The sequence below is a fragment of the Weissella coleopterorum genome (genome assembly GCF_011304355.1).
Taxonomy (GTDB): domain Bacteria; phylum Bacillota; class Bacilli; order Lactobacillales; family Lactobacillaceae; genus Weissella; species Weissella coleopterorum.
The window spans coordinates 1004822-1023064 of the sequence record NZ_CP049888.1; the positions used below are offsets into that span (position 1 = coordinate 1004822).

Below are 18243 nucleotides of genomic sequence, written 5' to 3' on the forward strand. Positions count from 1 at the left end.
AATGATAACTAGAATAAAAACAATCAACGTATTATATTAAAAACAAGCAAAAAGGACTCATCTAATTGATAGTCCTTTTTGCTTATATGCTCGAATTAACTATTTTAAACTGCAATATTTATTTTTGAAAAGTTAATTAAAATTAACTTAGTAGCCAAATTATTTCGAATAATTTTGGTTAGACCACGCTTTACTAAAAAAGTAATCATTAATATGATATTTGTTTTTATGGACTGGAGATGTTACAAAACTTTTAATCTGATTATCATAAGCTAACCAACCTTTCCAGCCTACGTGAATGGTATCTTCCATAAAATACTTTTGTTGCCCATCTTTTGAGAAGTCAGCAATATTGTTAAAGCCTTGCGATTTCAACTGGAATCTAATTTTATTAATTGCCCGTTGATACATACCTAAATCTAATCCAGAGTAAGCTGCCCACTTTTTATTAACGGGTGGGAAAACAAACAATACATCTGTTTTAGATGCGGCAAATTGATTTAACGCTAATTCTAAATCGCCATATTCAGGAGAATGCGTATAATCAAAATGTTTTTGAGAATTTTTCAATTTACTTAGTTTAGGTAAAATTCGATGAGTGTAGAAGTTATTTTCAATATTAAATTTATTATTATTAGTTTTTGATTTTGCAAGTTCACAGGCGATCGTATTCAATTTTTGTTCGTCATAATGATTTGGTAATTCATTTAATTTAGGAACAATTTTAGTATGATACTTATCTGTTGTCTGCATTTTAGCAAAAAAAGCATCTTCATGCATTAAAATATTCAATTGTAATTTGATACTATTAGTATCAAAAGTTGATAATGGTCGACCATCAACAATTTTATTAAAATATTTCGAATATTCACTATTCATATTCATAGCCATTAACCGCTGGGCCAAATATTTATCAGAATGACTATTTTTAGCAGAAAGCAACCACGTCAACACCTGTGCTTTACTAATATAATGCTTGATTGCTAAGGGAGAAGCTCCCTGTTTAGTAAACCACTGTGGTGAAATGACATAAACTGCTTTTTTCTGATAGATTGCGCCTTTTATTTGCTGCATTCCCAAAAAATGCGTTAATGATTGTGCACCTCTTTGACCCAACAGAAACGGTCGATAAGAACGATTATATTTTTCAGCCAAAACAGCGGGGTGTAGGGCATCCATCCGACTCCATTCACTAGAACCAAAGAATGGAATAAATTTATGCTTTGGATCTCTGAAAGCCTGCTCTTTTAATGTTTTATTTTTAAATACTTCTGCCGTTAGGGCCGTTGCGGATTTTTGCTCATTTTTAAAAGAATATTTATTAGGATTGATAGGTGTTAGCATAATCCATCCACCGATTAAAAAAATTGCTAACACTAAAGGACCAAAAATGTTAAAAACACGCCTAATCATTCATTAAGCCCTCAATCCCCAAAATAACTTTGTTGCCTGTATTCCAATCGTTTCGACCAATCTCTGATACTGGGACTCTAATATCAAATTTTGCTTCAATTTCCAAGGTTAATTCAACCGTAGCAAGTGAGTCTAGAATGCCCGCATCATAAAAATCGACGTCCATCATATTTGAAATATCTACCATAAATAAGTCAGCAAAGATTTCAATTAATTCATTTTTTACATTCATAGTAATAATCTCCAATTACATTTTTTTGTTAAACCATAGCTGATCTAAGAAACCAGAAAACAATAGAAAACTCAACATCACAATATTAAATGTTACAAAAATAGATAGAGCATCTACCCATTTATTCTGCCTAATGTGAAGATTGCGTTTTTTCTTAGTCCGAATCCACCAATCGTTGATCACCAGAGCACAACCATGGAACAAGCCATAACTAACATAGTACCAAGTAATTCCGTGCCAAAATCCCATGATTGTCATATTAACAAGGTATGAAACGTTAGATGTAACATTTCTATTTTTGAAGACTTTATTTCTCATTAAAAACATTACCAAACGCATAAAAATGTAGTCCCGAAACCAGAAACTAAGGGTAATATGCCATCGATTCCAAAAGTCTTTCATATTTTTGGCCATAAAAGGTTTATTAAAATTGATGGGAGTCTCAATTCCCATAATATTTGAGATCGCAATCGCAAAAAGGGAATAGCCCGCAAAATCAAAAAATAGGTATAGTCCATACGTATACATCACACCAACCGTGGGAATATTTAAAAAGCCACCCTGTTGTAAAGCCATTCGTTGTAAAGAAGGGAGTAGTAGTGTCCCCAAAATATACGCCAAGATAAACTTGTATAGAAAGCCCTTAAAAATATTATTGATAGCCACTTCCAGCATTGATAGGTACTTATCTTTTGATGGAACTTGCTTAAAATCATTATTAAATCTCCGAGAACGATCGATCGGTCCGGATGAAATCGTAGGCATAAACAAGATAAATCGAATATATTCAAAAAAATTGATTTTTTTTAATGTCCCGTCACGTATTTCAATGATAATACCAACAGACTTGAACATCATATACGAAATACCCAAGAATCCCAAAAATGATTTATGATTACTGTCCAATACAGGTGTCAATTTAACAATCACTAATGGGAGGAGATCCATTAAAAGCATGCTGACAAATACCCAGGTGTCATTTCGTGTATAGCGAAATCTCGAGTAAAAGCAAATAATGACATACTGCCAAAAGACATAGAAGAGTAGGGCGATCAATTGATGATAATGATTACCTGTAAACATTAAGCCAATAAATATGGCTGAAATGATTATTTCATAAATTTTAATTCGTTTACCGTAAAAAAATATGCCAATAGATATCGGCAATAGATATCGGCAATAGTGCCATTATCAAATAAATAAAATATTGAGGATTACCATACGGTTCTAAATTCGGTAAATATTCAAAAATATTTATCATTTTTCATTAACCTCTTGAATTATTTTTTTAACATCTATTTTACCGTTTTTGGTCATTGGTAATTGATCTTGAAAAATAAAACGTGAAGGTATCATATATGGCATCATGACTGACTGAAGTTGTGTCTTAATTGCCTTGGTAATTAAAAATTCGTTATCATATTTATTTTTAATCCCTTTTTTTAATACGATATATGCCAGCAATTGTTTAACTTTATACTTATCGCGATCGTATCTGGGAATCGCCACCGCGGATTCGATCAGGCTCGATTGATGTAAATTTTGTGAGACTTCTTCTAACTCAATTCGATATCCGTTTAATTTAATTTGAAAATCAATTCTGCCATTGTAATAGAGGATGCCGTTTTGATCTATTCGGCCCAAATCGCCAGAACGATAGGCCCAATGATCATTAATTTTAAAGAATGAACGATCTGTTTGCATTGTATTATGTAGATAACCCTTTGATACAGTTGGACCAGTAATAATAATTTCACCTATTTGATTTTCTGAGCTAACCTCACCATGATCATTCAAGATTAAGATATGGGCAGCCGGATTGGGAATGCCGATCGGCAGCCGCTCATTTCGTTCAATCATCAAATTATTAATCTCAATTGCCGAAATAGCAACTGTTGCCTCGGTGGGTCCGTATGCATTAATGATTCGAGCATTAGGAAAGCGAGATTTTAAATTTTTGGCTGTTTTAACCGTTAATTCTTCGCCATCAAAATAGAATGCTTCAATGGACGGGTAATTTTTGGCATTAAAATTATCTGATACTAAAGCTAAATCAACAAACGAGGGAGTTGATGTCCAAATTTGAATTGGCAAATTAGATATAGCCAGATATAGCTGTTTAAAATTGGAGTTTTCCTCACTAGAAATCGGGAATAATGTACCACCTAATGTTAATGTAGGCGCCCAATACATGACCGAAAGGTCAAATGAATATGGCGGTTGCGCTAGCATTTGAGGGGCTTGGGGTACTGCAAAAACTTCGGATGCTAACATCCAATTGGTATAAGATAGCAAATTATCATGGGAAATTTGTACACCCTTTGGTCGACCTGTCGTTCCAGAGGTGAAAATTATATAATAATTTTCAGATGCTTTAATTTCATGTGTCAACTCATACAAATGATCTGAATGTATGATTTGTTTTAAAGCGTTTAAATTCACCACAGGAATCGCCGTTTGGACTGGAAAATCATTAATTGCTAAAATTAAACTCGGTTTAGCAATTTCAATAATATGCTTGATTCGCTCAATTGAAGAATTCTTATCGACTGGGACAAATGTGTATCCTGCTTTACTTAAGCCCAAAAATGAAGCAATCATTTCATATTCATGACCACCAAAAACTATTACATTTGATTGTCTAGGCATCTTTAAGCCATCTAAATATGCAGCAAGGCTGTCGGAATGGTTTTTTAAATTTTTATATGTAAACACCTGATCGTGAAATTTATAAACGAGGTTTTCGGGTGTTGTATTACCATATTGATCAATTGTTTTTACAATATTTTTAATCTTCATAATTTCACCTTAGATAGTTTCTCGACGGATCAACTATATTTAATCTGCCAGATAACATGGGACTCAATATTCAATTAGAACTCGTTATATATAAAGTTGCCTTGACCAACTCCAGAATATCCATACAAGTAAATTATAATAAGCAATATGGTCATATAAAACAAAGTCTTAATTATGAAATTAAAGATCTGCACGGCATTTTTTTCAATCATCTTTATTAATAACATCAAGAACCACCTGTTTTCTAAATTATTTCAAAGAGAAGTATAGCTGAACCCTTGCTATATAAAAACTTATAATAAATGAAGAAAAAATGAAGAAAATTCATAAATGCCCAAATCTAATCAAATGCTAAAAAGCAACGTCAGCAATTAGTTTATTGTTTTCATACGCACTATGCGTAAATATGTAAATATGTCCGCATACTGAAAGACGCTAAAAACTCCCCCCCTTTACTAAATAATGATCAAATAAACATTAAACATCCGCTGAAAATTAAAAATCCATATAGCTATTTATTTAATGTTTCTATGTTAATATGACTTAACTTTTTTCCAAAATAAAAATTACCAAAGCAACGCCTGGCAATAATAAAATTAAATCTAAGCCCACGCGAAGATTCCAAAGACCGGATAATCCTTGACCTAAAACAATAATTAAGCCAATAATTCCAAAATATGTCTGTAAATTTGCTCGCAAATATTGAGTTGGCCATTTAGCCAATTGACCATAAATGGCAATTGGTACGCCATGCGTATTAATTGCGCCACCCATAAATCCAGAAAATAAGCCTGCCACAAAAACTGGAAGCTTAAATCTTGATTTTTGTCGTGGTTTAAGCTTAATCAAGTTTAAAATGGCATACATAATTAAGAAAATGCCAACTAAATACTTCAACATTAGCGTATTACCTAATTTTAAGAACATCAAGCCAAAAGGAACGCCTATAATCGCCCCGCTAACCAGTTTGATAATTAGTTTAAGGTCGATATAACGATAATTTTTAACCACAGCTGGTGCTGCCAATCCAAGCCCTAAAATCCCAATCAATGCGACTGCATCGTTTGAATTAAAAGATAATGGCGTTGTCACTAATGCTTCACCAAAGCCAAAAATATAGCGGGTTGCCGCACCAATTAAAAATATTATATATGCAGTTAAACTCATTTATATTTACCCCTTAAAAAACTTCCCAACACGTCTATCAATATCATATCGTATTCTGCCCGCTCTGCTTTAAATCATGCTAGTTTTTAATTAAATTTTATTTTTCATCTTTATAAATATTTACCACAAGTATCAAAAAACTTTATAAAAAGAACCATCATTTTCTTTTAGTTTATCTTACCATGTTATATCACAATCTAAATACTATAAGCAATATTTGTAATAGATTGTTTTAACTTGCCTTAGCCCACTATCAATAACAGAAATGATAACTAAAAACATTCCCCCAATAAAACCAAACGTCGCTATTTCATGAACTTTTAATAGATTTCCTATGGCCAGCGGGATAATAGTCACCAAGATACTAATCCCCGCACCAACAAAACCTAAAAACAGTACTTTTTGATTCAAGTATCGAGTTGTCGCCTTACCTGGATTAATCTTATCTAGATAGTCCCCATTTTTTTCATACGTAAACTCAAATTATATGTATCAATTAGAATTTTTCCCGTTTTTTGTCACAAATGTTTACATTTTTCGGCGAATTAATGTATCCGCTTTCTTGACGATGTTTTTTAATCCTTTATTTTACGGTGTGAAGATTCTCTCAAACCCCTCAAAATGGCCAAATAGCGCCTTCATTTCAGCAATAAAAAAAGAATAATAATTAGCAAACCTGAACGGTCGTTAACATATTATTCTTACCATATAAAAATTATAATATTAGATTTTTTATTAATAGTTGTATATATACATATACAACTATTATTTAAAGTCTCAACCTTTGATCTAAAGGTTCCCTAGAAATCAATTAATTATGCCTAAAAATTAAAGTGTATTTTGGCGACTTAAATATAAAGTCAATAAAATACTAAGAGCCACCATAATAATTCCAAAAATTGGTGTCGCAATTAAGCCAATTTTAGATACCGTTTGTCCACCCAATAGTGAACCTAAGGTAATTCCAATATTAAATGCTGAGATGTTTAAGGCTGATGCAATTGAAATATCATTAGGCGTATACTTCTCGGCCATTTGAACAATGTATAATTGCAATCCCGGCACATTCATAAAGGCAAACAAACCAAGCAACATCACATTGAATAATCCCAACCAATGATTCCCCATTAGTAATAAGAATAAAATTAACGTAATTAAAAGGCCCAAAAACATCTTAACCAACGTTGGTAAAATATTTTGATTGGCAAACCGGCCACCGATCGTATTTCCCACAGCCACCATCAACCCATAAATCACCAAAATCAGTACAATCGCATTTGAACTCCAGTGCATCATATTCTGTAAAATGGGCGTGATAAAAGTATAAACCGTAAAGGTCGCACCATAACCTAATGCCGTAATCAACAATGCCATGAGAATAAACTTATTTTTTAAGACCCGAACAACTCCCATGAAACTGGTTTTCTTACCCCGTGGCAAATCATTTGGAATTAAGAAGTAGTTGGCAATTAACCCGAAAACACCAATTAACGCAATAAAATAAAATGACACATGCCAAGTGCTGATCTGTCCAATAAAGGTCCCCAATGGAACCCCCGTTACAGTCGCTACCGTTAGGCCGGTAAACATCACAGCAATTGCACTCGCTCGATGGCTTGGTGCCACTACATCCGCAGCAATAATCGAGGCAATTGACATGAATAGACCATGCGCCAACGCCGAAACAACCCGCCCGATTAAGACCACGGTAAAATTGGGCGCCGTGGCGACCGTCACATTTCCAATAATAAAAACCAGCATGATGAGTAGTAGTAAACGTTTTTTGGGCCAATGATTTGTAAGTACCGCTAAAATAGGCGCACCAATCGTAATACCCAACGCATAAATTGAGACAGTTAAACCGGCTAACTCCATCGATATCCCAAAGTCTTGCATTAATAACGGCATAAGCCCCACACTAATAAATTCTGTCGATCCAATTGCAAATGCGCTCAAAGCTAAAGCAAATAAGATTAAATTGGGATTTGTTTTATTTTCCATTTTATTCGTCCCCCATATCAATAAAAATAGCAACGTGATATTATTATAGACGCATATAATCTTTAATCAATTAGGCACAATATTATCTCTTAGGTACTTTAAGGTAATGTTAGGTATGTCCGCAAAGGAGTTCATTTTATGTCTGAAAAAATTTATAACATTGGGGTTGAAGCCACGATTGAAATCATTGGAGGAAAATGGAAGCCCATTATTCTCTGCCATTTACGTCACCAACCCATGCGCAGCAGTGAACTCTTAAAGGTTATTCCCAATATTTCGCAGAAAGTTTTAACCACCCAATTACGTGAGTTAGAAAAAAACGAGATTATTAACCGGAAGATTTTTCCAGAACTTCCCCCACATGTTGAGTACTCCCTCTCAGAATATGGTCAATCATTAAACCAATTACTTGATCTTTTATGTACTTGGGGAGAAGTTAACATTGACCGTCGTTCAACGCGTGGTGAAGCTGTGACCGTATTAAATCGAGATAATTTAGCCTAGTTTAAATAACTTCGCACTAAGCCGTGTCGTCTCGTCACGGTTTATTTTTTTATAAAAAAATCGAAACTAACCGCAAATATTAGCGCTTAGTTTCGATTGTTTTAATAAATTAAATATGTAAAAAGTATTTTACAAATGCTGCTGCACAAGCTGCCCCTACAAAGGGTGCAATTCCAGGTACAAGCAACGCATATTTCCAGTCGGAATCTGCCTTATTAGCAATTGGTAAAATCCAATGCGCAATACGCGGCCCTAGATCTCGCGCTAAATTCATCGCGAAACCAGTTGTTCCACCAAGTCCCATTCCAATCGCCCAAACTAGTAAACCAACTCCGATCGCTGGCACACCTTCAGCCTTAATTTGGACAATTGCCAAAATTCCTGTAATAAAGATAAAAGTTGCAAAAGCTTCAACAAAAAAGTTCCGTGGTAAGTTTCGGATAGCTGGTGAAGTCGTGAAAATATTGCGAATTGTAATTCCATCAATTTTGCCCTCTGAGGCTTTAAACTGATCAGCATACATAATCCAGACAATAATTGAACCAACAATCCCCCAGCTAATTCTGCTAAGCTATATGGAATAAATGAAGACCAAGGTAAAAGTCCTAAAATACTTTGTGCCAAGGCCATTGCAGGATTCATACAAACCCCACCAAAAATAAATAATGCCACTGAAATCCCAAATGCCCAGGTCGTAATCGCAAATAAATGCCCCGAACCATGGTATTTAGTATTATTCAATACTACGTCCGAATGAACGCCAACCCCAAAAATAATCATTAAAGCGGTGCTTAAAAACTCAGCTAATAAATTATGAATCATTTTAACTCCCTAAAAATACAAATTCTACAACCTTATTATTATATCTCAACTCAAATGGTAAAGTAAATAGTATAATTAGGTTATGTTTTATTCCCCATTAAGCTCTTTATTAAAGTTTTAATGGTAAGTTCTACACTTTCACTTGATTTAAATATGAAAATAAATAATAATTATATTTATAACTAGCACCTCAAGGAGAATATAATGCTTGAAGAGTTTAGCACACATTTTGCGGCTGATATTTATAGTAACGATATTCATCATCAGGGCGCCATTCTTCAAATTATCTCAGACTACCCACGTGGTCTTGATGTAACTTCAATTCAAGAATATTTTCCGTTAAGTCGCCGGACCATATATAAATATATTGAAGAAATAAATGCAGTTGCCACCTTGGCTGAAGAAAATAAAACTGATGAAAATATTGATTATGGCGAAATAAAAAAAGAAAACAATTTATACTACTTCACAGGTAATCGCATCTCTTTTCAACATATTTACAGCAAAATTATTGATGAATCAGTAGCATTAATCATTTGTAAACAATTATTAGTGACACGAGAAATCAATGTCAAACAATTTTGTTATGACCACTATATTAGTGAAACTGCTCTGCGTCGGAACATCGTTAAATTCAATAATTATATGGAGAAGTACGGTCTCTCGATTTTAATTGCCAAAGGCTTTCTATCATTGCATGGAACAGCACCCAAAATTCGTTTTGGTTTAGCTACTTTTTTATGGCGGAATTATCGTGGCCTACAGTGGCCTTTCCCTAACGTTTCTCAAAAAAGCATGCGTAATTTAGCTTTACGCATTGGAACCATTTATTCAATTGATTTTAATCAAGGTAAGTTAATGGAACTCATGTACATCTTAGGCACCAACTTCTCTCAAATCTCAGTTAATAATTTTATTAGCCCAGGTGATATTAGTCAGGAGATGCTAGACCTACTCATTTTAGATGATCGTGATCAAGAATTTTATGATTATCTCACCAATTTTTTTGGGTTAAACGATACGGAACTATCTTTTATTGTTCTTTGGTTTAAATCAATGAGTGATGCCTATTCCACTAGTAACCGCGCCCAGATTATTTATGAAAAACTCAAAAAATTGAACCATTCTTTTTACAAAAAGAATGTCAAGTATATCATGGCTGTTGAGAGTCGGACTAATACCAAAATTGATTTTAGTACCCCAACCGGGGAACTATTTCTCGCTACCATTATTGCCGGACAGTTCCATTTGAATTTATTCCACGATTTGAGTTTTACCATTGCAAATATTGATATGGATCACTTTGGTGGTAATATTGAAATTGGATTATTCGAAGGAATTAAAAATATCACCTTACCCAACAACACTGAACTTGATCCTGGCGAATTAAATACTGCAATCATGTTCAATGCAATGGCTTTTATGCTTATCTTCCCACACCATTATTTTGATCCCCAAATTAATATTTTAATTAAGATGGACGCTCCGGCTTATGCGGAACAAATTTTCACATTACACCTGAGAGAAATTTTAGATCCATATTTTAATGTTGCGATCTTTAATCAAAAAACTTCAAATCACGTGCAACCTGATCTATTAGTTAGTACCGCTCTCTTTCTGGATGAGTCTATTGATCAAAAATATCAAATTTTTGTCAATCCACAATTAAATTCCAGTGATCGTACCAATTTACATAAAATTGTAACCATGATTACTGCAGAAAAAAGAGCAGAAAAATAAAAATAACCCCAGCAATATAATTGTTGGGGTTATTTTTATTTAATTTCAATTAATTGATCCTCAATCGTAATTGCACTCTTACCATGTTCCTTTGAATAATATAACGCATCATCTGCTCGTTGGTAAATCGTATCAAATTCTAGATCTGCAGCTTTAATAACTGTAATTCCCATCGAAATCGTTAATGTTAAAGTCTGTCCATCATATACTATCGGATGACGTTTCACATTCTTAGCCAATACCTTTGATAATGAAGTCACTTCTAGCGTCGTCGCATTATTAATAATAATACCAAATTCTTCACCACCTAGTCGATAAAAATTACTTTCCAAGCTGGTATTTTCTAAAGTTAATTGAACTTGTGCCGTTACCGACTTTAACACATTATCGCCCGTCGTATGACCATAAGTATCGTTGAACGCTTTAAAATTATCAATATCAAACATCAGAAAATAGAATGGCCGTTGATTCAATTGAAATAACTGAAAGGATTTTTCACTTTCTTGATTAAAAGCTTCTCGATTCCAAATTCCAGTTAAAAAATCTTTCTTCGATGAATCTTCAATTCTCAAATACCGGTCTAAGGCGGATCGTACAAAGTGATTTAGATAATGCACGATTGTCATTAAAACAATAAACTTAATTAACAAGGCCAAGTATTGATAAATTGCGCCATTATGCACACCCAAAATTAGAATCAACCACCAGGAACTACCCCAAATAATCATCCAAAAAACATAAAGATACATATTATTTAATATTTTTTTCCGGTTAGCATTAATATAATAACTACTCAAAACTACAATGATTAACCCCAAAATTCCTAACCCCAATTGGACAGAACTAATGCTCTGCTGGGTTAAAAAATAACCCAGCATACCCAATGCTAATAAAGACTCTAAAATTATTTGCGTTTTATTATCTAACATTAAAATAAAATAATACAGTATCACTAATTGTAAATTAGTCTGTGATAGGAGTAATTTGCCACCACTCATGATAATCAGATAGGTCTGAAAGATGATGATCGTTAAAATCGGAATAAAACCGCCAATCAAATGTAGTATTCTTTTTTTTGCAGGGTCCTGCAAATGGCTTCGTAATGATAAAACTAAAATAAAGTCAACCGCTAAAAGACCCAATACGATTAAAAAATCATGTAACGTATAGTAGGTAAAGACATGACCGATCGCCGACCATAATTGATTCAAAAAAATTATCATTGTCCTTCAAACATATTCCTTTCATAAAGTGCGTAATAAAAACATCGTCACTCAAGTGCAACGATGTTTATTGCTTAATCAATAATTTTTTTCCGTTCATCAATCAATAATGGAATTGGTAGAATGTCACTTGGCTTAGCAAAAAGATATCCCTGTTGAATCGTAATATTATGATTTTTCAACCAATCTGATAAGTCTTCTTTTTCAATTCCTTCAATTACAAGATCTAAATGATTATCAATCGTTATGGTATTTAGCAATTGAATCATTAGAGTCACTTGTTCATCATCCAAAATATTTCGCACATGCACTAATGACCATTTAATTCGTGTTAAATAGTCTTTAACTAACAAAAAATTACCAATTGAATTGTTACCCTGTTCCATGTCGTCTAAAGCTATTTTATAACCTAGTTCATGAATGGCCTTGAAGGCTTCCACGTTAATGGCAGTTGAATATTCATACTTTCGATCCGTCGCTGGATTTTCGGTAATTTCAATAATCAAGCGGTCGCGCAAATCAGGTTTAATCAAGTTCAATAATTGATATGTTCCCGCATATTCAAGTTCCTGTTGATCTAGATTAAACGAAAAACTACTGTTGGGATTCATTTCAAGAATCTGAGGCAATGCTTGGGCTAAAAAGTCCAAATAGTTTCGATGATGTTCCTCAGTGTTAGTTGCTTCTTCATATAAGGCCCCTGGAAAACCAGGCACACTATGACTTCTTAGCAATAACTCATATTCATCATATTGATCTTTTGCTAAATTAACGATCTTCTGACCCATAAAATAAAAATCATACATTTTTTATATTCCCCCAATTAATAACCGAAATCATTCTACGGCTTAAACGTCCCTACTTAAATTAGCTTGATTGGCGCCACACCCGCTGGTTTGGCAAACAAGAAGCCTTGTTGATTGGTAATATTATTTTTTACTAACCAATCCGATATTTCCGATGCTTCAATCCCTTCAATAACTAATTCCAAATCAAATTGATGGCTCAATTTATTTAAAAATTGAATTAAGCCTTCAATACTAGCATTGGGAATCCGATTTAAAACATGGACATATGACCATTTAATTTGATGAATATACGGCATCACCAATAAAATATTTCCGATGGAATTATTTCCTTGTGTTACATCGTCAAGGGATACTCGATACCCAAGAAGATTAATATCTCTAATTGCATCAACATTAATAGTCATTGGATAATCTTTATGCCTTTTGAGGGGAGGTAACTCAGTAATTTCAATTGTCAAATTTACACGCAACTTTACATCAATTTTACATAAAAATTCTAAAGTTGCATCATACTCTAGTTCTTGTTGATCGAGGTTTAAGCTGAAGTGTTGCCCTGGATTCAATTCTAGAATATGAATTAATTCACGCTCCAAAAAATCTAGATACTCAAGATGTTTGTCCTCTGAAACCATATATGAAACATATTCTTTTTCCGGAAAACCAGGAACACTATGACTACGTAGTAATAATTCGTATTCAGGATCTTCAGATTTTAATAAATTCACTATTTTTTGACCCATAAAATAAAAATCATTCATCTGTACGTACCAAACTCCAATCATTAAATATACTATCTAAATTTTAATGGTTATTATACTGTTTGTAAACATTTAAATACCCCTTTAACAAAATATTTAACAAACATAAATTTGGAATATTAAAACAACTTCGTTTTAAGGTAAACCTAATTCCATCGTAACAATTTTTAATATTTTTTAATTTAACTTTCTCTTATTAATTGTGGTAAATTTCAACTATCTCATTTAAGATATCTTGGCGCTTTCCTAATAAAATTAGTCGTTCATTATTAATAGGTAATATCAGATCTAAAGTTTTAAAATTTAATGCATTGGTGCTAATAGAAATACTAATTTTTTGGGACTGATGTGCATTCATGATCGTTTCTATCACCAACTAGATTTTTTCTTGAAGGTAACTTGTTCATTAATATTAATTTGTTGATCTATAAATCCATTTTCCTGCTCCTGATCCGAAGTAAATATTAACTCATTGAAAAAAGTTCATCGTGTTGTTTGACATTTCGTTTCAATCTGTTTGATTCATCAAAATATTTATAAATTATGTAATTAAAAATATTCATTTCATAATTTTCAAATTGATTTTGCGTTCCATCTGCAATCGTTCGATCAACTAGGAAGATATAGATTGATAAAATTCCCAAAATCATCCGACGACTTCCTGCGATCAATCCCGGATTGAGTAGTTGCAAACGCTCGTTATCCATTAAAAACTCTTTGATAAAATCTAAATTAGGATCTTTCGCAACATTATTTTTTGACAAATCAAATAGTTCATCCCCAACGTACAACTTATCATCTTCTATCAACTTAAAAAAATTTTGTAATACCTCGGTTTCGTCAATATCCATTAATGCAACTTTTTCGATTTCAGGATGCTCCATAATGAATTCATACATCATAATCCACCTTTTCAGATACATTCCCAACACACCATAATTTGAATCAATCACTTGTTGCTTAATATGCAACATTGGAAAATCAAAGGGCGGAATTTCATTCGTTAAGACATAAAGAGGGAGGTTCTTATCTTGAGTTTAATTATATAAAGTTTCAATCGTATGACTAAAATTATTTTTAGATTGTTTGGTACCCGATCGTTGTAAATCTGCTTCACCAGATACAAATTGTCCCAGAACAATATTTTTATCGACATTAATTTCCATTTGCTACCTAAATCTACGGATATAATATTATCTTTCAAAATTGTTTTAGATTCCAGGCTTTCATCCCAACTGGTGGTCCTATTCCCTACAAAAATAAGGAGTATTTGATAATATATATCATAATTCTATTGTAAAAAAGAGTAATTGTCATATAACAATTACTCCTTCAATATCAAATTTTCTTAAAACAGTATATTTATTATTATCAATTAAAAAACTTATCGCGTGATCAGTCCTGCAACACCCATCCCACCACCAACACAAAGGGCAGCTACCCCAACATGCTTATCAGCATGCATTAATTCATAGATCAATGTGACTAATATTCGACTGCCAGAAGCTCCGACTGGATGTCCAAGAGCAATCGCTCCGCCATTTGGATTGACTTTATTTGCATCGATATTCAAGAGTTGATTACAGGCTAAAGATTGGGCAGCAAAGGCTTCATTTAATTCAAAATAATCAACATCCGCTTGCTTAAAATACGGATAATCACGGAATAACTTTTCAACCGCATAGTAAGAACCAATCCCCATGAGTTCAGGCTCGAGTCCAACCAATGATGCTCCTTGCCATTGAGCCAAGGGCTTTAACCCTAATTCGTGTAGTTTACTTTCACTAACTAATACCACGGCAGCCGCCCCATCATTAAGCCCCGAAGCATTACCTGCGGTGACCGCTCCATCCGTTTTATAAACGGTAGGTAACTTTGCCAATTTTTCAATCGACGTGTCTCGCCGTGGAGCCTCATCTTGTGCGATAGTATAAGTTTGGCCTTTTCGATCAACCATTGGCACAGATACCAACTCATCATCAAACTTTTGTCGGTCTATCGCGGCAATCGCCTTTTGGTGACTTTCATAGCTGAACTGATCCATGCGCTCACGAGTAATATGATATTTGTCAGCGATATTCTCAGCAGTAATTCCCATATGAAAGCCGCCCTGCGCATCAGTAAGCGCGTCTGACAATAAGGCATCTACCATCTTGCCATCCCCTAACCGTGCGCCAAAACGAGCTTGATCCAAAACGTAGGGTGAATTAGACATACTCTCCATTCCTCCCGCAACGATGACATCTGCCTGCTTGGCCTGAATTAAAGCTGCCGCCATATTAATGCTAGATAACCCTGAACCACATACATCGTTAATCGTTATGGCTGGCACTTGAATCGGTAGCCCTGCTTTTAACGCCGCTTGGCGCGCCGGATTTTGACCCTGACCAGCTTGTACAACATTTCCCATCAAGACCTGACTAATTTGATCAGGTGCTAGCCCAGACTGTTCTAGGGCTCCTTTAATTGCGAATGACCCTAAATCCGAGGCGGTTAAAGGCGCAAAGACACTACCAAACTTTCCAATGGGGGTTCGCTTAGCCCCAACAATATAAACTCGCTCCATTATTTATTCTCCTATGGATCATCATTTTGATAATTTGATTAATCTGAAATTATATTTCCCTGATACAAAGTTCCCTCAATTGCCACGTTTAGTCTGCTTTGCTGTACAACTATGGGTAACGCAATCTGCAACCCCACTTTCGCATCATTAGGAACCACTCCTATAAATGCGGTACCATTCAGCATGACCTGGACGAGATCTCCCGCCTGATAGTTTCCTTTGACTTGCATCTTTTGCTGTGAAGCGTCCAACGAATTATTTAGCTCATTGAATGGTCCAGCTAATCGAACTTGAGTTAAATTTTCAATACCATCACTGACGGTGGCTGTTTGCTCGGTGATCGCTGCATTAGCGACCACTGGCTGAAACAAATTAAAATTAACGGTAACCATGACTGTTGCAAGTGAGCTAATCAAAAAGAGCTTGGCTTGGTTAACTGGATTCACTTTTGAAAAATTCTTTAATTTTGCCATTAACTAGGTACCTCCGTCTTTCATAATTTAATTATGACGAGGTAACAATAAAATAAGCTTTAACTATAACAAATATTTTATTACATCCAATTAATCAATGTCAATATTCATATATATCAAGACATTCAACTTATTTCATTACTAAAGTACCCGTTAAAGAATTCGCACAATTGGATATGAAATTTACCAATACTGTTTTTTAATCTCATTTAGAGTAGCTTACTGTGCATAATAAAAAAACCTATCAACTAAAAATTAATCTAGTAAAGTAAACATCCTAGGTTAGATAAAATAATGTTCAACTTAGGGGATTATTTTTTATGGCAACGGATACAAATCAATTCAAGAAATCAGTTGTTAGGGACTGTCTTGAATATTCTAAGACACTATTTCAAATTACACGATATTTTAATATACCATCGTAAAAGACACTACGTACGTGAATTAATCAATGGCATGATCTTGGATGAATTAACCGATAGCGCTAAACTAAGCCGAAGTGTTACTATTATGTCTTCCCTCACCTTAATCATTACAAAAGTGATAAAGTGCTCTTCAGTGCCATTCAGGATGTAAAATCAACTAAATTTAAAACAGAATATAGTTATCGCAGAATCACTATACTTTTCAAGATGAAAGTATTCGAAATTAATCATAAACGCGTTCTACGAATCATGCGCTAGAACGGATTATTAAGTACGACTTTCAAAAAAAGTATCCGTCGTTATCGTTATTATAAGGATGTGTTTGCAGAAATCTGTGACCGATTGATTAAACACGACTTTAAAGCAAGTGCACCTTATCAAAAAATTGTCACAGATATAACAGAAATTAACTATACACAAGGTTAAAAAGCTTGTATTAAACCCATTGACTAATATTCTAAAATACAAAATGCGATTATTCATAGTGATCAAAGAATGCATTACCAATTGAAACAATTTATAAACAAAATAAAACAAGCGAGCCTTGAACAGAGTATGAGACATAAGAAAACGCCAATTGATAACGCATATATCGAAAACTTTTCCCATATAATAAAAGCAAATATAACTCATAATAAGTTAAGATAAATTTAAGAAACAATTAAAAGAATTCATTCAGTATTACAATAATATGCGAATAAAAGAAAGACTCGGCAGCCTTTCACCTATTGAATACAGACTTGGGTCCATCAAGAAAACTAGACAATTTTTTTATCCAGTCCAATAGGTTCACTTCAGATTATATCAGTAAGCTTTTAAATTATTCTATTTGTGTTTCTTCCAGATAATCAATCCAGCTAATGACATTAAAATTAACATTTCAGTTCCAGTAAATGTTAATTTTTGAGTTGAAGTCTTAGGTAACATCGTTTTAATAGTGTTAACAACACTATTGGTGTTATTATCAGAATCTGAATTTGAGTCACTATTGTCAGTATCAACCACTGGTAACGTCGGTACATTTATTTCTGGATTAACTGGAATATTTGGATTATCAATATTTGGTTTTATTGGCATAGTTGGTATTTGAACTTTTGGATAAACTGAAAGACGTGGAATATCAACTATTGGTTCAAATGGTTTAGTAGGAGTATTTATATCTGGATCTGCAGGTAACACTGGTGTCTTTGTTACCGGGTTCACAGGTTTTTTTGGTGTATTTGTATTTGGGTTGGCTCCTATGTCAATAATTCGGACATAAAAATACGAATAAATTTTGAAAAACGTTTTAATTATTTAACGTACTGGTAA

The 18243-nt window shown here is 33.7% G+C and carries 17 protein-coding genes and 3 pseudogenes; 3 read left to right on the forward strand and 17 right to left on the reverse strand.

Features of this window, described 5'->3' with window-relative positions; genetic code table 11:
• Nucleotides 1-159: 159 nt before the first annotated feature.
• The 8 genes and pseudogenes from dltD to G7084_RS05200 all read right to left on the reverse strand — a co-directional run bounded on the left by dltD (nt 160) and on the right by G7084_RS05200 (nt 7612).
• Entirely contained in the window at nt 160-1413 is a 1254-nt protein-coding gene (gene dltD, locus G7084_RS05165; protein ID WP_166010665.1) for a D-alanyl-lipoteichoic acid biosynthesis protein DltD, read from the reverse strand.
• Entirely contained in the window at nt 1406-1645 is a 240-nt protein-coding gene (gene dltC, locus G7084_RS05170; RefSeq protein WP_166010667.1) for a D-alanine--poly(phosphoribitol) ligase subunit DltC, read from the reverse strand. Before dltC ends, dltD begins: the two co-directional genes overlap by 8 nt.
• A gap of 15 nt (nt 1646-1660) precedes the next feature.
• Nucleotides 1661-2906 (reverse strand): annotated as a pseudogene (gene dltB / locus G7084_RS05175) (D-alanyl-lipoteichoic acid biosynthesis protein DltB).
• The gene (gene dltA / locus G7084_RS05180; RefSeq protein WP_166010669.1) at nt 2903-4444 is read right to left on the reverse strand and encodes a D-alanine--poly(phosphoribitol) ligase subunit DltA; all 1542 of its coding nucleotides are present in this window, start codon (nt 4442-4444) and stop codon (nt 2903-2905) included. The pseudogene dltB and the gene dltA overlap by 4 nt, the downstream one beginning before the upstream one ends.
• Nucleotides 4445-4518: 74 nt before the next feature.
• The gene (locus tag G7084_RS05185; RefSeq protein ID WP_166011718.1) at nt 4519-4656 is read right to left on the reverse strand and encodes a teichoic acid D-Ala incorporation-associated protein DltX; all 138 of its coding nucleotides are present in this window, start codon (nt 4654-4656) and stop codon (nt 4519-4521) included.
• A 331-nt stretch (nt 4657-4987) separates the two neighbouring features.
• Nucleotides 4988-5611 (reverse strand): sulfite exporter TauE/SafE family protein, encoded by a 624-nt coding sequence (locus G7084_RS05190; RefSeq protein WP_166010671.1) that lies wholly within the window; start codon nt 5609-5611, stop codon nt 4988-4990.
• Between the two features lie 204 nt (nt 5612-5815).
• Nucleotides 5816-6022, reverse strand: coding sequence for a hypothetical protein (locus G7084_RS05195; RefSeq protein ID WP_166010673.1), 207 nt, complete (start codon nt 6020-6022; stop codon nt 5816-5818).
• A 417-nt stretch (nt 6023-6439) separates the two neighbouring features.
• Nucleotides 6440-7612: an MFS transporter gene (locus tag G7084_RS05200; RefSeq protein ID WP_166010675.1), complete on the reverse strand. Its 1173-nt coding sequence runs from the start codon at nt 7610-7612 to the stop codon at nt 6440-6442.
• Nucleotides 7613-7750: 138 nt separating this feature from the next.
• Here G7084_RS05200 and G7084_RS05205 point away from each other — a divergent pair, with 138 nt between their 5' ends.
• A complete protein-coding gene (locus G7084_RS05205) occupies nt 7751-8116 on the forward strand; it encodes a winged helix-turn-helix transcriptional regulator (protein ID WP_166010677.1) in 366 nt (121 codons plus the stop codon).
• Nucleotides 8117-8225: 109 nt separating this feature from the next.
• Here G7084_RS05205 and larD read toward each other — a convergent pair.
• Nucleotides 8226-8938, reverse strand: a pseudogene (gene larD / locus G7084_RS05210) (D/L-lactic acid transporter LarD).
• A 204-nt stretch (nt 8939-9142) separates the two neighbouring features.
• Here larD and G7084_RS05215 point away from each other — a divergent pair.
• A complete protein-coding gene (locus tag G7084_RS05215; RefSeq protein WP_166010679.1) occupies nt 9143-10678 on the forward strand; it encodes a helix-turn-helix domain-containing protein in 1536 nt (511 codons plus the stop codon).
• Nucleotides 10679-10713: 35 nt separating this feature from the next.
• Here the strand turns inward: G7084_RS05215 and G7084_RS05220 are convergent, their stop codons facing one another.
• The 7 genes from G7084_RS05220 to G7084_RS05245 all read right to left on the reverse strand — a co-directional run bounded on the left by G7084_RS05220 (nt 10714) and on the right by G7084_RS05245 (nt 16507).
• Complete coding sequence (locus G7084_RS05220) at nt 10714-11901, reverse strand: GGDEF domain-containing protein (RefSeq protein ID WP_166010681.1); 1188 nt, start codon at nt 11899-11901, stop codon at nt 10714-10716.
• 74 nt (nt 11902-11975) lie between these two features.
• Complete coding sequence (locus G7084_RS05225; RefSeq protein WP_246163752.1) at nt 11976-12689, reverse strand: EAL domain-containing protein; 714 nt, start codon at nt 12687-12689, stop codon at nt 11976-11978.
• A 74-nt stretch (nt 12690-12763) separates the two neighbouring features.
• The gene (locus G7084_RS05230) at nt 12764-13492 is read right to left on the reverse strand and encodes an EAL domain-containing protein (RefSeq protein ID WP_343032798.1); all 729 of its coding nucleotides are present in this window, start codon (nt 13490-13492) and stop codon (nt 12764-12766) included.
• Nucleotides 13493-13932: 440 nt separating this feature from the next.
• Nucleotides 13933-14442, reverse strand: a complete 510-nt coding sequence (locus G7084_RS05235; RefSeq protein WP_166010687.1) for a hypothetical protein — start codon at nt 14440-14442, stop codon at nt 13933-13935.
• Between the two features lie 63 nt (nt 14443-14505).
• Nucleotides 14506-14634 (reverse strand): hypothetical protein, encoded by a 129-nt coding sequence (locus G7084_RS08360; protein ID WP_281346929.1) that lies wholly within the window; start codon nt 14632-14634, stop codon nt 14506-14508.
• A 218-nt stretch (nt 14635-14852) separates the two neighbouring features.
• Nucleotides 14853-16034 (reverse strand): thiolase family protein, encoded by a 1182-nt coding sequence (locus G7084_RS05240; RefSeq protein ID WP_166010689.1) that lies wholly within the window; start codon nt 16032-16034, stop codon nt 14853-14855.
• 38 nt (nt 16035-16072) lie between these two features.
• Nucleotides 16073-16507 (reverse strand): hypothetical protein, encoded by a 435-nt coding sequence (locus tag G7084_RS05245; RefSeq protein WP_166010691.1) that lies wholly within the window; start codon nt 16505-16507, stop codon nt 16073-16075.
• Nucleotides 16508-17590: 1083 nt separating this feature from the next.
• On the opposite strand from G7084_RS05245, the pseudogene G7084_RS08445 reads away from it, so the two are divergent.
• Nucleotides 17591-17719 (forward strand): annotated as a pseudogene (locus G7084_RS08445) (IS3 family transposase); the annotation flags it as partial.
• Between the two features lie 38 nt (nt 17720-17757).
• On the opposite strand, the gene G7084_RS05260 reads toward G7084_RS08445, so the two are convergent.
• Complete coding sequence (locus G7084_RS05260) at nt 17758-18135, reverse strand: LPXTG cell wall anchor domain-containing protein (RefSeq protein ID WP_166010696.1); 378 nt, start codon at nt 18133-18135, stop codon at nt 17758-17760.
• Nucleotides 18136-18243 lie beyond the last annotated feature (108 nt).